Origin of the sequence: Pseudomonas sp. (assembly GCF_040514055.1) — a bacterium.
In the GTDB taxonomy this organism is placed as follows: Bacteria; Pseudomonadota; Gammaproteobacteria; order Pseudomonadales; family Pseudomonadaceae; genus Aquipseudomonas.
Genome location: NZ_JBEVDL010000047.1, coordinates 92734 through 107591 on the forward strand (window position 1 = coordinate 92734; position 14858 = coordinate 107591).

General features: G+C 65.2%; 14 protein-coding genes. 12 read left to right on the forward strand and 2 right to left on the reverse strand.

All coding sequences use genetic code 11. From position 1 onward, the window contains the following. Positions 1-61: 61 nt before the first annotated feature. Positions 62-1408: an omega-aminotransferase AptA gene (gene aptA / locus ABWY06_RS11590; RefSeq protein WP_353925719.1), complete on the reverse strand. Its 1347-nt coding sequence runs from the start codon at positions 1406-1408 to the stop codon at positions 62-64. 144 nt (positions 1409-1552) lie between these two features. Between aptA and ABWY06_RS11595 the strand changes: the two genes are divergently transcribed. From ABWY06_RS11595 to ABWY06_RS11605, 3 genes are all read left to right on the forward strand, one after another. Continuing rightward, positions 1553-2485 carry a LysR family transcriptional regulator gene (locus ABWY06_RS11595; protein ID WP_353925720.1) on the forward strand — a complete coding sequence of 311 codons (933 nt, stop codon included), beginning with the start codon at positions 1553-1555 and terminating at the stop codon, positions 2483-2485. A gap of 100 nt (positions 2486-2585) precedes the next feature. Then, entirely contained in the window at positions 2586-3050 is a 465-nt protein-coding gene (locus tag ABWY06_RS11600; protein ID WP_353925721.1) for a hypothetical protein, read from the forward strand. 393 nt (positions 3051-3443) lie between these two features. Further along, positions 3444-3788: a hypothetical protein gene (locus ABWY06_RS11605; RefSeq protein WP_353925722.1), complete on the forward strand. Its 345-nt coding sequence runs from the start codon at positions 3444-3446 to the stop codon at positions 3786-3788. A gap of 107 nt (positions 3789-3895) precedes the next feature. Here ABWY06_RS11605 and ABWY06_RS11610 read toward each other — a convergent pair whose 3' ends face one another. After that, positions 3896-5332, reverse strand: a complete 1437-nt coding sequence (locus ABWY06_RS11610) for an amidohydrolase family protein (RefSeq protein ID WP_353925723.1) — start codon at positions 5330-5332, stop codon at positions 3896-3898. A 286-nt stretch (positions 5333-5618) separates the two neighbouring features. Here ABWY06_RS11610 and ABWY06_RS11615 point away from each other — a divergent pair, with 286 nt between their 5' ends. The 9 genes from ABWY06_RS11615 to ABWY06_RS11655 all read left to right on the forward strand — a co-directional run bounded on the left by ABWY06_RS11615 (position 5619) and on the right by ABWY06_RS11655 (position 14550). Further along, on the forward strand, positions 5619-6269 hold the full coding sequence (locus ABWY06_RS11615) for a TetR/AcrR family transcriptional regulator (protein ID WP_353925724.1): 651 nt from the start codon (positions 5619-5621) through the stop codon (positions 6267-6269). A 32-nt stretch (positions 6270-6301) separates the two neighbouring features. Then, complete coding sequence (locus tag ABWY06_RS11620; RefSeq protein ID WP_353925725.1) at positions 6302-6886, forward strand: IMPACT family protein; 585 nt, start codon at positions 6302-6304, stop codon at positions 6884-6886. Positions 6887-6992: 106 nt separating this feature from the next. Next, the gene (locus ABWY06_RS11625) at positions 6993-7562 is read left to right on the forward strand and encodes a DUF922 domain-containing Zn-dependent protease (RefSeq protein ID WP_353925726.1); all 570 of its coding nucleotides are present in this window, start codon (positions 6993-6995) and stop codon (positions 7560-7562) included. 731 nt (positions 7563-8293) lie between these two features. Then, on the forward strand, positions 8294-8983 hold the full coding sequence (locus tag ABWY06_RS11630) for an SDR family oxidoreductase (protein WP_353925727.1): 690 nt from the start codon (positions 8294-8296) through the stop codon (positions 8981-8983). A gap of 128 nt (positions 8984-9111) precedes the next feature. After that, positions 9112-10467, forward strand: a complete 1356-nt coding sequence (locus ABWY06_RS11635) for an 8-oxoguanine deaminase (RefSeq protein ID WP_353925728.1) — start codon at positions 9112-9114, stop codon at positions 10465-10467. Between the two features lie 92 nt (positions 10468-10559). Then, positions 10560-11507, forward strand: coding sequence for an adenosine deaminase (locus tag ABWY06_RS11640; RefSeq protein ID WP_353925729.1), 948 nt, complete (start codon positions 10560-10562; stop codon positions 11505-11507). Between the two features lie 190 nt (positions 11508-11697). Then, positions 11698-12468, forward strand: coding sequence for a substrate-binding periplasmic protein (locus tag ABWY06_RS11645; RefSeq protein WP_353925730.1), 771 nt, complete (start codon positions 11698-11700; stop codon positions 12466-12468). A gap of 1 nt (position 12469) precedes the next feature. Continuing rightward, positions 12470-13798: a GGDEF domain-containing protein gene (locus tag ABWY06_RS11650; protein ID WP_353925731.1), complete on the forward strand. Its 1329-nt coding sequence runs from the start codon at positions 12470-12472 to the stop codon at positions 13796-13798. 20 nt (positions 13799-13818) lie between these two features. Further along, the gene (locus tag ABWY06_RS11655; RefSeq protein ID WP_353925732.1) at positions 13819-14550 is read left to right on the forward strand and encodes a substrate-binding periplasmic protein; all 732 of its coding nucleotides are present in this window, start codon (positions 13819-13821) and stop codon (positions 14548-14550) included. Positions 14551-14858 lie beyond the last annotated feature (308 nt).

A 14858-nucleotide genomic window follows, 5' to 3' on the forward strand; every position in this document is an offset into this window, starting at 1 on the left:
TATCCACCTGGCAATTGTGTCGGGCGGTGGATGGGGAAGGCCTCATCCACCCAACGTGCCCTCAATCCAGCCGGTTCAGTGTCTCGCCCACGGCGCTGAAGACCCGATCCAGGTCCTCCATCCTGGCGTTGAAGGTCGGCCCGAACTGCAGGGTGTCGCCGCCGAAGCGCACATAGAATCCGGCCTTCCACAGGGCGATGCCCGCCTCGAACGGCCGCACTATGGCGTCGCCGTCGCGCGGGGCCAGCTGGATGGCACCGGCCAGGCCGCAGTTGCGGATATCCACCACGTGTTTGGCGCCCTTGAGGCCGTGCAAGGCGTTTTCGAACTGGGGCGCCAATTCGGCGGATTGCTGCAGCAGGTTTTCCTTCTCCAGCAGGTCCAGCGCCGCCAGCGCCGCGGCGCAACCCACCGGATGGGCCGAGTAGGTGTAGCCGTGGGTGAATTCGACGGCGTACTCGGGCGTCGCCTGGCCCATAAAGGTCTGGTAGATCTCGCGGCTGGCGATCACCGCGCCCATGGGGATGGCGCCGTTGGTGATCTGCTTGGCCACGTTCATGATGTCCGGGGTCACGCCGAAATAGTCCGCGCCGGTGGCGGTGCCCAAGCGGCCGAAAGCGGTGATCACCTCATCGAAGATCAGCAGGATATTGTGCTGGTCGCAGATCTCGCGCAGACGCGACAGGTAACCCACCGGCGGCACCAGTACGCCAGCGGAACCGGCCATGGGTTCGACTATCACCGCGGCGATGTTCGAGGCGTCGTGCAATTCGATCAGCTTGAGCAGCTCGTTTGCCAGCTCGACACCGCCGGTCTCAGCCATGCCGCGGGTGAAGGCCAGGCCCGCTTGCAGGGTGTGCGGCAGGTGGTCGACGTCCATCAACTGGCCGTACATCTTGCGATTGCCGTTGATACCACCGAGGCTGGTGCCGGCGATATTGACCCCGTGATAACCGCGGGCGCGGCCGATCAGCTTGGTCTTGCTGGCCTGGCCTTTTAGCCGCCAGTAGGCGCGGGCCATTTTCACCGCGGTGTCGGCGCACTCGGAACCGGAGCCGGTGAAGAACACATGGTTCAACTCACCTGGCATCAGATCGACGATCTTTTCCGCCAGTTTAAACGACAAGGGATGGCCGTATTGGAAACCCGGGGAATAGTCGAGGGTGCCCAGTTGCTTGGCCACCGCCTCCTGGATCTCCTTGCGCGAGTGACCGGCACCGCAGGTCCACAGGCCCGACAGGCTGTCATAGATGCGTCGGCCCTGGTCGTCGATCAGCCAGCTGCCTTCGGCGGCGACGATCAGCCGCGGGTCGCGCTGAAAGCTGCGGTTGGCGGAAAACGGCATCCAGTGCGCATCCAGCTTGAGCTGGCTGGCCAGGGACGGGGTGGCGGTCTGCGGCATGTTCATCGGTGACCTCGCAAGGCAGGGCAATAGTCGACGTGGGGAGATCCGGTCGGTCCCGTCTCCCGGGATTCTTGCCAACAAGGTGTCATGGGCATAAAGTCAAAAAAATAGAACTTTTATTATCTTCAGATCGGAATCCACTAAACAATGAGCGGCCGCCGCCCCGATCCACTGGCCCAGGTCAGCGACTTCGACATTCGCCTGCTGCGGATTTTTCGCGCCGTGGTCGAGTGTGGCGGCTTTTCCGCGGCGGAGAGCCTGCTGGGGATAGGTCGCTCGGCCATCAGCCAGCAGATGAGCGACCTCGAGCAGCGCCTTGGCCTGCGCCTGTGTCAACGCGGCCGCGCAGGCTTCGCCCTGACCGAAGAAGGCCGCGAGGTCTACGCCTCGGCGCTGCAACTGCTCGGCGCCCTGGAGAGCTTCCGTACCGAGGTCAACGGCCTGCACCAGCACCTGCGTGGCGAGCTGAACATCGGCCTGACCGACAACCTGGTGACCCTGCCGCACATGCGCATCACCCACGCCCTGGCGCGTCTCAAGGAGCGCGGGCCGGAGGTGCGCATCCAGATCCGCATGAGCCCGCCCAGCGAAGTGGAGCAAGGGGTACTGGATGGCCGCCTGCACGTCGGCGTGGTGCCCCAAGCCAGCGCGCTGTCCGGGCTGGACTACCAGGCCCTGTACGACGAACGCTCGCTGCTCTACTGCGCGGTGGGCCATCCGCTGTTCTATGTCGAGGATCAGCAATTGGCCGATAAGCGCCTGGAAAGCCAGGACGCCATCGCCCCGACCTTTCGCCTGCCGCCGGAGATCCAGGCGCACTACCAGGCACTCAACTGCACGGCCAGCGCCTCGGACCGCGAGGGCATGGCGTTCCTGATCCTGACCGGGCGTTATATCGGCTACCTGCCCGATCACTACGCCAGCCTCTGGGTGCAGCAGGGCCGCCTGCGGTCGCTGAAACCGGCCAGCCGTTACTATGACCTGGGCCTGGCTACCGTCACCCGCAAGGGCCGCCGGCCGCACCTGGTGTTGGAGAGTTTTCTCGAGGCCCTGGCCGCCACCGGCGGCACCCCGGCCTGATTACCCCGGGCGGCGCGCCTTACCGCTTTGCGCGGCAGGTCGCAGAATGCCCCGGGGCCATCGACCAAAATCGGACCACCTTTTTACCCCGGGACTTTCCATGCCTTCCATACACCCGTCGCTCGCTGGCGGCCTGCTGGCCCTGAGCATGCTCTTCACCCCGCTCTTCGCCCTGGCGACCGACCTGGTCTACCCGGTCGGGCAGGTCAGCGACAACGACCCGGGGCTGGTTCTCAAGCGCGTGCGCCAGAGCGCCGACAGCACCCAGTTGTTTCTCGAGTACAACGAGCGCGAAAGCAGCGCCCGTATCGGCACCTACCCACCTGGGCACCCCGACAGCTTTCGCCTGATCGATCCGGCCAGCGGCCGGGAATATGCCCTGCGCGCAGTCAAGGGCATTGCCACCGCCCCGGACTTCGACGAGACCGAGGACGGCGACAGCCTCGAATTCAGCCTGGAGTTCGAGCCTGTTGCGGTGCGCAGATTCGACCTGCGCGAGGGCATGCAAAAGGGCGAAGAGGACGAGGTGATGTGGCATATCAGCGGGATCAGGTTACAACCCTGATCCCAGCGCCCCTGGCGGGTAACGCCCTCTGTTTCAACCGATTGACACTGTTGCACGCCGCGCCGCTTGCCTTGCTGGATTAGCCGAAGACTGCTCCATGCGAGCACCACCCTTCGCCCCCCCCCCGGCAACCTGGCCAGCACCCGGGAAACGCCTGACCTGATCTCATCGATACTGGGTGTGCCGCTGCGGGTCGACCCGCACAAACGGCCGCACCCGCCGAGCCACCCAAATACCCCTGCATGACAATACGGGCGCAGCTGTACCCAGGGTAATGGCGCAGCAAAAACATCTAATTAATTGATTGCTTAAAGCGCATATTTGCGCTTTTTAATCGATTTAAAATCGATAGGATAGCTCCATACCCACTGACAAGTACCCGGAGCCACCGCCATGAAACGCCAACTGATCCTCAGCCTGACCTTCTCCGTACTGGCCGCCCACGCCATGGCGACCCCGGATAACGCAGCCTTCCCAACGACCGGCCATATCTCCATCGCAGCCGATGGCGCTGATCGTACTGGCGGTGCACGTGTTGCCGCCGACGGCGCCGACCGTACCGGCGGTGCACGTATCGCAGCCGATGGCGCGGACCGCACCGGCGGCGTGCGTATTGCAGCCGACGGCGCTGACCGCATCGGCGGTGTACGTGTTGCCGCCGATGGGGCGGACCGTACCGGCGGTGTGCGCCTGGCCGAAGGCGGTGCCGATCGCACCGGCTATGACCGTATGGCCTGAAACACCGAATCGACCTGAGCGCAAACCCCGGCATGCCGGGGTTTGCGCCGTTCAACCGGCACCACCGCCAAGCCACCTGGCACAACCTGGATTATGTGCCGCCTCGGTTAACGGCGAGCACCGACCTTGCGCTGCAGGCTGATCACCGCCTCACGGGCCTGGGCGCCGAGTTCGGCCAGGTCGAGGCCAGGAATCCGGTCGTTCTCAAGCACCAGGCGCCCCCCCACCAGCAGCGCCCTTAGCGTGGGACGCCCGGCGCACAGCACCGGCCCCAGTGCCACATCGTGCAGGCCAAAGTAGCGCGGATCATCCAGCCGGTAGAGCGCGATATCGGCAGCCTTGCCGACCTCCAGGCTGCCCAGATCATTCAGGCCCAGCACCGCGGCGCCACCGGACGTGCCCCAGCGCACCACATCTTCCACGGCGCACACTTGGGCGCCCCCTTCCGCCTTGCCGCCGGCATAGCGCGGCCGGGCCGCTTCGCCGCCCTTGGCCCGCTGCATCAGCCAGGCCGCGTGGGTTTCACTGAGCATGTCGCAGGCCTCGTTGGACGCCGCGCCATCGACCCCGAGGGAAATCCCCATGCCCGCGGCCTCCATGGCCACCACATCGGCGATGCCGCTGCCGAGCCGGGCGTTGCTCTGCGGACAGTGGGCGATACCGGTGCCGGTGCTGCCCAGCAGCTGGATTTCTTCGGGTAGCAGCTTGACCAGGTGGGCGAACCAGACATCGCGACCCAGCCACTCATGCGCGGCGCAAAACTCGACGGGGCTGCAGCCATGCCGTTCGCGCAGCTCGTCGAGGTAGTCGACGGTCTCCGACAGATGACTGTGCAGGCGAATACCCAGGCTACGGGCCGCGCGGGCCGTCTCCCGCAAACCATCGGCGCTCACCGAATACGGCGGGCTGGTCGGCGCCATCACCACCCGTCGCCAGGCATCGGCGGCGGGCTGGTGATAACGGCCGACCAGTCGCTGCACGTCCGCCAAGTAGGCATCCAGGGACTCCAGCTGCAGCGCCGGGGGCACCCGGGCGTCGAACGGGCGAACCTGGGTCGCACCACCCCGACACAGCACCAGTCGCAGGCCAAGCTGTTCGGCCTCCTCGAACAATATCGCCGCGCCGTCAAAAGGCATGTCGGGGTAGTAAAGGTAATGATGGTCGGCCACCGTGGCGCAGCCCGAACGCATGAGCTCGGTCAGGCCGATGCGCACCGCCAGGCGGAAGCTCGCCGCATCGAACGCGCCCCGATAGCGCTGGGGCACCGCCGCCAGCCAACCGCCGAGGTTGTGTCCGAGCCCTTCGGGAACCCCCTTGAGCAATGACTGGAACAGGTGGTGGTGCGTATTGATCCAGGCCGGGTAGATCACGCAGCCGCGGGCGTCGAGCTGCCGCTCGCCAGGTCGGGGTGGCAACAGGCCCATGGCCTGGATACGGCCATCGACGATACGGATATCCGGACCAGCATGGCGGGCGGCTACGCCCGGCAGCCCAGTCAGCAGGGCACTGGCGCCATGGATCAACCAGCTGTTGGCACTCGCCATGAAACACCCTTGGGGTAGAAAACCGGCCTTGGCACCGGGCCGGCCATTGTAGGTTTCCGGCTCGACTTTACCGAGAATGACCGCGCATTCCGAGCGATGGCGCTCTAGGAGCCGCCTGGCGAGAACAACGCCTTGCAAGCCGGCCGACGCCCCACAAGGGTGCAAAAACGATGTTAAATAGCGGAAATCGCCGCGAGCCCGGCGTTTTTCTCTTCGCCACGCTTGTCACCTCGCCGGCGCTGGGGTATCAGTGCAGGCGCCCATCAGCACCCGTTCGGAAAGGCCCATGACCGTTGACACCCCACGCCCCGCCAAATCCGCCGGCCGTATCCGGCAGCAAAACGAGGAAGCCATACTCGCCGCTGCCACCGAGGAATTCGCCCGCCACGGCTACAAGGGCACCAGCATCAACACTATCGCGCAGCGGGTGGGCTTGCCCAAGGCCAACCTGCACTACTACTTCAGCAACAAACTCGGGCTGTACGTCGAGGTGATGCGCAGCATTCTGGAGCAGTGGGACAACGCCTTCAGCGACCTCAAGGTCGAAGACGATCCGGCCAGGGCGCTGAGTACCTATATCGAAGCCAAGATGGAGTTCTCCCGACGCCAGCCCCTGGCTTCGAAGATCTTCGCCATGGAAGTGATCAGCGGCGGCGAGTGCCTGTCCGAGCATTTTGGACAGGATTACCAGCAGTGGTTCCGTGGTCGCGCGGCGGTATTCGAAGCCTGGATCGCCGCCGGCAAGATGGACCCGATCGACCCCGTGCACCTGATCTTCCTGCTGTGGGCCAGCACCCAGCATTACGCCGACTTTTCCAGCCAGATCGCCCGCCTGACCGGCCGCAAGAAGTTGACCAGGGAGGACTACGTCCAGGCCAGCCGTAACCTGGTACAGATCATCCTCAAGGGCTGCGGCCTGACGCCACCGCTGAACTGACCTGCTGCGCCCCTTCAACCCGTGAGCGCCGAATGCCCGTTACCCTCGCCATTGCTGCTGAGTACCGCGAAGAGATTCGCAAGAGCCGGTTTATCGCCCAGGCCGTGCCGATCGAGCACCCCGGCGAGGTCGCGGGCTGGCTGGAGCGCCTCGGCGATCGCGCGGCCAGTCACAATTGCTGGGCCTGGAAGGTCGGTGCGCAATGCCGATTCAGCGACGACGGCGAACCCGGCGGCACCGCGGGAAGACCGATACTCGCCGCCATCGAAGGCCAGGACTGCGACCAGGTACTGGTGCTCGTCACCCGCTGGTACGGCGGCATTCAGCTGGGTACCGGCGGCCTGGCACGGGCCTACGGCGGCAGCGCGAACAAATGCCTGCAAACGGCCGAGCGCCGCGAACTGCTGCAACTCACCCGCTGCAGCTGCCAGTGTGGCTTCGCCGAACTGCCGCTGCTCAAGGCACGTCTGGCGCAGTTCCAGGCGCAACTCGAGGGTGAAAGGTTCGACGCGACGGGTGCCGAACTCAGCCTGGCGCTGCCCGCAGAGCAGATCGCCGGCCTGGCGCGCGTGCTGGCCGATATCAGCCGCGGTCGCGCTCAACTGCGGCTTGGTTGAGCGCTGCCGCGGCAGGGTCCCGGCGCAACAGCACACTGTAGACCAGGCGCCACCCGGGCATTTCAGGCTAGCATGGGCGGATCTCACCTCCCCCCAGAGTGATCCCATGCCGTTCTCCCGTCCCTTGTGGATACTGCTCTCATTGACCCTGACCGGCCCCGCCGTGGCTCAGGTCGACGAACAACTGGACTATCAGTACTACTCGGCGGATGCCGATGCCCATACCTCGCTGGGGGAAGCGATCTCCGCGGCCTCGTCGATCCGCCAGGATGGCAAGGTGTTCCACGGCTATACGAAATGGTTTGTGAAATGGCGTTATCGCTGGCAACAACGTTCGGGTCGCTGCCAGCTCACCGAAGTGACCACCACACTGAGCGGCAACATTACCTTGCCGCGTCTGCAAGGCGGCACCCCGCGACAACGCCGCGAGTTCGAGCGCTATTTCGAGGCGCTGCGCGGACACGAGCTGGGCCACTATGGCTATGGTCAGACGGCTGCCCGGCAGATCGACGACGAGCTAAGCGCACTGCAGCCCACGAGCAACTGCAAAATCCTGGAATCCACTGCCAATGCCTTGGCGCAAGAACTGCTGGACCAGCAGGTGGCGCTGGAAAAACGTTACGACATCGATACCCGGCACGGCGCTACCCAGGGTGCCCTTGTAAGAGTGCCCTAGAAGCATGTGTGTAAGGGCGGGACCCAGGTGTCGTCAGGGCAGGATACTCGCCAAGGCGGCGATGACGATGTCTTCGAGCTGCGGCCTGAACGTCCGCCCAGGTGCATGTGGTGAACCACCCACCTGGCGTCAAGCCGTCCACGAATGCTTTCTGGCTCTTGGCAGCACGGCCCCGAGGCCGCTATCAACGGGGCCTGGTCCACGCCCATGACCACTGGTCTACTCCAGGCCGCGCGCCAGGCGTAACCATCAAACTGCGTCTAGAGTTGATCCTCATTCCCTCGGCCCCTGGCGTTAGCACGCCTCGATCCGCCGCGGGTCGCGCCCCCTTAGGAGCACAGGTCAACTTCCTGGCTTCGGCTGATTTCGTGCCCACGTCGAGGGTGACAGCCAGCTGTGGATAACCTTTGTAAAACCCGCTGCGGGGGCGCCCGTAACAGCCCTGCCCGCCTGTGCCAGCAGGGCCGTAAAGACTGCGCAATAGCGTCTGAATACCTCTTCAAGCACCTGTTTTATCTGATATTTTGCTGAACATCCGACAATTACAGAGTCTGCCTGCAGATGCCTTAGGCGCGATCTGGGTTGTCCCCGCGCTCTGGGGATAACTCTGTGCACAAACTTGGGATGCCTGACGCTGATCAAGACGGTACGGGGCGTCGGCCAAAGTGCTTGTTTTTTAACCAGAGGGCCATGAAGCGTGTTCGATGGCCCGCTTTATATGGAGTCGAAGCATGGCTACCCCACGAACCGCTTTGATCATCGGTGCCTCTCGCGGACTGGGACTCGGGCTGGTCAAACAGTTGCGGGCCAATGGCTGGCAAGTCACCGCAACGGTGCGTGATCCACAACGGGCCGAGGCACTTCGGCAGGTGCCAGGTGTGGCCATCGAAACCCTGGACATCGATGACGGCAGCGCGCTGCAGGTGCTCGCTGGCCGCCTGGAGGGACAGGTCTTCGACCTGCTGCTGGTCAACGCCGGGATCATGGGCCCCGCCGATCAGTCGCCAGCGGCCGTCAAGGCCGAGGCACTGGGCCAGCTGTTTATGACCAATGCCCTCGCACCGATCCGCCTGGCCGAACGCCTGGTCGGTCAGGTCCGCCCGCGGACCGGGGTGCTGGCCTTTATGAGCTCGGTGCTCGGCAGCGTGGCCTGTCCGGAGGGCAACGACAAATCCCTGTACAAGGCCAGCAAGGCCGCGCTCAACTCGCTGACCCACAGTTTTTTTGTCGAGCAGTTGCAAGACAGCGGCCTGACCGTCCTGTCGCTGCACCCGGGCTGGGTCAAGACCGACATGGGCGGCGACCAGGCCCCCTTGGAGATCGAGCCCAGCTGCCACGGCCTGGTCCAGCAGCTCGAACGCCATGCCGGCCTGGGCGGCCACCGTTTTATCGACTACCAGGGCCAGACCATCGCCTGGTAAGCCAGGCTTGCCGTTGGCGGCGGTGGCGGTTATCGTCGGCACCGCGCCTCGGTCGAGGCCGCCCCTGGATCAGCAGACAGGGCAACACTGAGCTGGCGAACCTGAATCCAACTCAGAGGAGCCTGCCCATGGCTGCTAACCGTCTCTGGCTGCGTAACCCGCTGGCCATCCACACCGCCAACACCCTCGATGCCCGAGGTGGCCTGGTCATCGAAGATGGCCGCATCTGTGAATTGCTGGCCGCCGGCCAGCATCCCGAACGCCCCTGCGACCAAGTTTTCGACGCCCGCGAGCATGTGCTGCTGCCGGGCCTGATCAATACCCACCATCACTTTTACCAAACCCTGACCCGGGCCTGGGCGCCCGTGGTCAACCAGCCGCTGTTTCCCTGGTTGCAGACCCTCTACCCGATCTGGGCACGATTGACGCCGGACATGCTGGCGCTGGCCACCCGAGTGGCCTTGGCCGAGCTGCTGCTGTCCGGTTGCACCACCGCCGCGGATCACCATTACCTGTTTCCCGATGGCCTGGAGGAGGCCATCGACGTGCAAGTCGAGGTGGTCCGCGAACTGGGTATGCGCGCCATGCTCAGCCGCGGATCCATGAGCTTGGGCCAGGCCGACGGCGGCCTGCCACCGCAGCAGACGGTCCAGCAGGGCGAGGTGATTCTGGCCGACAGCGAGCGGCTGATCAGCGCCTATCATCAGCGTGGCGCTGGCGCCCAAATACAAATCGCCTTGGCGCCCTGCTCGCCCTTCTCGGTGACCCCGGAGATCATGCGCGCCAGCGCCGAGTTGGCCCGCGGGCGGGATGTGCGTCTGCACACCCACCTGGCCGAAACCCTGGACGAGGAGGACTTCTGCCTGCAGCGTTTTGGCCTGCGCACGGTGGATTACCTGGACAGCGTCGACTGGCTCGGCCCGCGCACCTGGCTGGCCCATGGCATTCATTTCAACCCCGATGAGATCGTCCGCCTGGGCGCCGCGGGCACCGGCATCTGCCATTGCCCCAGCTCGAACATGCGTCTGGCCTCGGGTATTTGCCCGACCCTCGACCTGCAGGCCGCCGGCGCGCCGATCGGCCTCGGCGTGGACGGCTCGGCGTCCAACGACGGTTCCAACCTGATCCTCGAGGTGCGCCAGGCACTGTACCTGCAGCGCCTGCGGTATGGCGCCGAGGCCATTACCCCGGCGCGGGTGCTGGATTGGGCCACGCAAGGTTCCGCGCGGCTGCTAGGACGCGATGACATCGGCGAACTGGCGGTGGGCAAGCAGGCCGACCTGGCGCTCTACCGACTCGACGAGCTGCGGTTTTCCGGCAGCCACGACCCGCTGTCGGCGCTGCTGCTGTGCGGTGCCGACCGTGCCGACCGGGTGATGGTCGGCGGCCAGTGGCGGGTGCTCGACGGCCAGATCATCGGCCTGGACCTGCGCCGCCTGATCGCCGACCACCGTCAGGCGGCCGCACGGCTGATCGCCGCCTGACCTCTGCGCCCATGCCCGCGAACGGAGACTGCCGGCCGTTGCGGGCGGGGGTTAAACTGTCCCCCGTCTCCGCCTGATAACGAGAAGCCCCCATGTACGACTGGCTCAACGCCCTGCCCAAAGCCGAACTGCACCTGCACCTGGAAGGCTCGCTGGAGCCCGAGCTGCTGTTCGCCCTGGCCGAACGCAACAAGATCGCCCTGCCCTGGGCCGACGTCGAGAGCCTGCGCGGCGCCTACGCCTTCAACAATCTGCAGGAGTTTCTCGATCTCTATTACCAGGGCGCGGACGTGCTGCGCACCGAGCAGGACTTCTACGACCTGACCTGGGCCTACCTGCAAAAATGCAAGGCACAGAACGTGGTCCATACCGAACCCTTCTTCGACCCGCAAACCCACACCGACCGCGGCATTCCCTTCGAGGTGGTGGTCAATGGCATCGCCCGGGCGCTGGACGACGGGCGTCGACAACTGGGCATCAGCAGCGGCCTGATCCTCAGCTTCCTGCGGCACCTGAGCGAGGACGAAGCGCACAAGACCCTGGACCAGGCGCTGCCCTTTCGCGACGCCTTTATCGCCGTGGGCCTGGACAGCTCGGAAGTTGGCCACCCGCCGAGCAAGTTCCAGCGGGTCTTCGACCGCGCCCGCAGCGAAGGTTTTCTGACCGTCGCCCATGCGGGCGAGGAAGGGCCGCCCGAGTACATTTGGCAGGCCCTCGACCTGCTCAAGGTCAGCCGCATCGACCACGGCGTGCGCGCCAGCGAGGATCCGCGGTTGATGCAACGACTGATCGACGAGCAGATCCCGTTGACTGTCTGCCCGCTGTCCAACACCAAGCTCCGTGTCTACGCCGACATGAGCCAGCACAACATCCTGCAGATGCTCGAACAGGGGGTGAAGGTGACGGTGAACTCCGATGACCCGGCGTACTTCGGCGGCTACGTGACGGAGAATTTCGTCGCGCTGCAGCAGGCCCTGGGCATGACCGAGGACCAGGCGCGGCGCCTGGCCCAGAACAGCCTGGACGCTCGCCTGGTGTAAGCGTTCCGCGGCGGCCGACCGCGCCGTCGGTCGGCCTGGCCGCGCGGGTGCATCCGCAGGGCTCAGGCGCCTGCAGTTTCGGCTGCTGGTGCCGATATCCAAGGTATACGCAGACGGAAGATCGATGGCATCCTCCAGCAACGCATATCCCCGCCCCAGGCTTGCACGCGTCGTCGAGGTGGCCCCTGCCATGAAACTGCCGTTGCACCCGTGCCCAGCGCTCCTTGCCGGCATGCTCGCGCTGCTGGTCTGCCTGACCCGCGGCGTCGCGGCCGGCGAGCCGATTCGGATCGTCACCGAGGAACTGCCGCCCTACAACATGACCCAGGACGGTCGCCTGACCGGCATGAGCACCGAGGTGGTGCAGGCTGTGCTGGCGGAAATCGGCGAACAGGCCAGCATCCAGTCCATGCCCTGGGCGCGGGCCTATGACATCGCCTTGAACGCTGAAAATGTGTTGATCTACTCAATCACCCGCACGGCGAAGCGCGAGAAGCTGTTCAAGTGGGTGGGTGTGATTGCACCCATGGACTGGTACCTGTACGCCAAACCCGGGCGCAAGATCAGCCTGCAGACCCTCGACGACGCCCGGCGTTTCCAGATCGCCACGGTCAAGGAAGATGCGGGCGAGCAGTACCTGGTCAGCAATGGCTTCGCCGTGGGCCGCAACCTGCAGTCCAACAACAAGTACGAGTACAACTACGAGAAACTCAAACTCGATCGAGTCGACCTGTGGATTTCCATCGAGCTCAATGCCCTGCACCTGATACGCCAGGCCGGCGACGACCCGGCCCAAAGCGTGGTACGCGCCCTGCCCTTGCCGGATGTTGCCGGCCAGCGCGGCTTGCATATGGCGTTCAGTCCGCAGACCGACGATGCGGTGGTAGCGCGTTTCCGCCAGGGCCTGGAAACCGTCCAACGCAACGGTACCTATGCGGCCATCGCCCGCAAGTGGCTGTAGCATGAACCCGCCCGTCACGCCCACCGCCGCGCCGCCACGGGGATCCCTCGGGCGTAGGTTGGTACTGGCGACATTGGCCTTCTGTCTGCTGTTCACCCTGCTCACCGCGACGATTCGCAGCGTATTGGCCTGGCGCGCCAACCTGGCCACCATGAGCGCCGAGCTGACCCTGATCGATCAGGTGTTCCAACGCACCCTGTCGAAGGCGATCTGGGAAATGGACCGCGAAGCCCTGCAGACCCAACTGGACAGCGTCGCCCAGGCCGCCCCGGTGGGCCGGGTCGAACTGCGTATCCTGCGCGCCGGCCGGGCAGCGGAGGTGCTGACCCGGCAACGCGACGAGTACCCTGCCTCGGGGCGGGCCCCCGCGCTGCAACGCAGCTTGCTCTACGAACCCTACGCCGGCGCGCGCGAGACGGTAGGTGAATTGAGCCTGGAAGGCGACGAAGGCCTGCTCTGGCAGCGCCTGCTCGGCGACGTGTTGATTATTCTGGTGGCCCAGATCATCCAGTCGCTGCTGCTGGCGGGCTTGATCATGTGGATGTTCAACCGTTCGGTAACCGTGCACGTGCAACATATCGCCCGCCACCTGGCACGGATCTCGCCCAGCCACCAGATGCGCAACCTGCGACTCGCGCGCAGCGTCTCGCGCCGCGACGAGTTGAGCCTGTTGGAAACCGGGGTCAACGACCTGCAGGACAAGCTGTCCGCCTACCTGCAGCGCCAGCGCGAAGATGAGCAGGCGCTGGCCGCCAGCCGCGACCACCTGGCCGAACTGGTGGACGCGCGTACCGCCGAACTGCGCGCGGCCAACCTGCGTCTGGAGGAACTGTCGCGCAGCGATGCGTTGACCGGCCTGGCCAATCGCCGCCACTTCGACGAAATCAAGGAAATCGAATTCCGCCGCGCCATGCGCCAGGACCAACCGCTGTCGGTGCTGATGTGCGACGTGGACTTCTTCAAGCTGTACAACGATACCTACGGTCACGCCATGGGTGACCAGTGCCTGCAAAGCGTGGCGGCAGTCCTCGGCAGCGTATTCGCCCGCGCTGGCGAGCTGGTCGCGCGCATCGGCGGCGAAGAGTTCGCCGTGTTGCTGCCCGGCTCCGATGCCGCACAAGCCCGGGAGTCCGCCGAACGCCTGCGTCAGGCGCTGGCGGCGCGCGCCATCGAACACAGCGCCTCGCAGGTCGCGCCCTACCTCACCCTGAGTATCGGCGTCGCCCAACTGGAGTCGCGCAGCATGGACCGCTTCGACCTGTTGTTGCACAGCGCCGACCAGGCGCTGTACCGCGCCAAACGCCAGGGCCGCGATCGAATCGCCGACTGAATCACCGCACCGAGGTCCCAATGAAAACCACCCTGTCCTTCTGGTTCGTGCTGCTGACGGCCTACGGCGCGAGCAGCACGGCCGAGCCCATCAAGGGCGTCACCGAGGTCACCTCCTACACCTACCTGCGCAACGACCGCGTGGCCGGGCCGGCCACCGCCGTTGTGCAAGCCACCTTGCAGCGCGCGGGGCTGAACGACTACAGCCTGGCGCTCTACCCCTGGGCCCGGGCGTACGACATGGCCCAGCAGGAGCCCAATGTGCTGATCTTCCTGATCGCCCGCACCCCCGCGCGCGAGCCGTTGTTCAAGTGGATCGGCGAGCTCGACCGCATCGATTACCACTTCTACAAGCGCCGCGAAAACACCGCGGTCCAGGTACATGACCTGGAGGACGCCAAGCGCTACAGCGTGGGCGTATTGCGCGACGACGTGCGTCACGAATACTTGAAAGCCAAGGGCTTCGCCAAGTTGGTGGTGTCGGCGCAGAACGCCGACAATTTCAGGAACCTGCTGAACCAGCAGGTCGATCTGGTGCCCATGCCCGAGCGAGATGCGTTGCTGCTGTGCGCCGAAGCCCGGGTCGACTGCGCGCAGCTGGAGAAGGTCTACACCCTGGACGCCCTGGCGACCGGCCTGTACATGGCCTACAGCCCGAGCACCGACGACGAGACGGTGGCCCGCACTCGTGCCGCGTTCGACAAGCTGATGGCCGAAGGTGAAGTAAAACGCCTGATGGACAATGCGCGCTGAATCCCCGGCGGCATACCGCGGACGCGACGAACGGGGCCAGGATTTGTTGGCGCGGGGCGGTCTGGTCAACACGGGGGAACGGCATGCCTAGGATCAGGCAGGCCACGTAGCTGGGACCGCCCAGGGTGAGTGCAGCGATACCCATGCAACCAGAAATATTCAAGGTCGGACTCGCCCGCCGACCGACACTACCGGCGCTCCGGGCTCGTTCAGCCGAGGAGCGACTATGCAAGCCTTGCTACCCATAAGGTGGGAAAGCAGCCCTTGACGCTCGAGCTTCTACCCGCTCAAAGCCGGGCCACACAGAC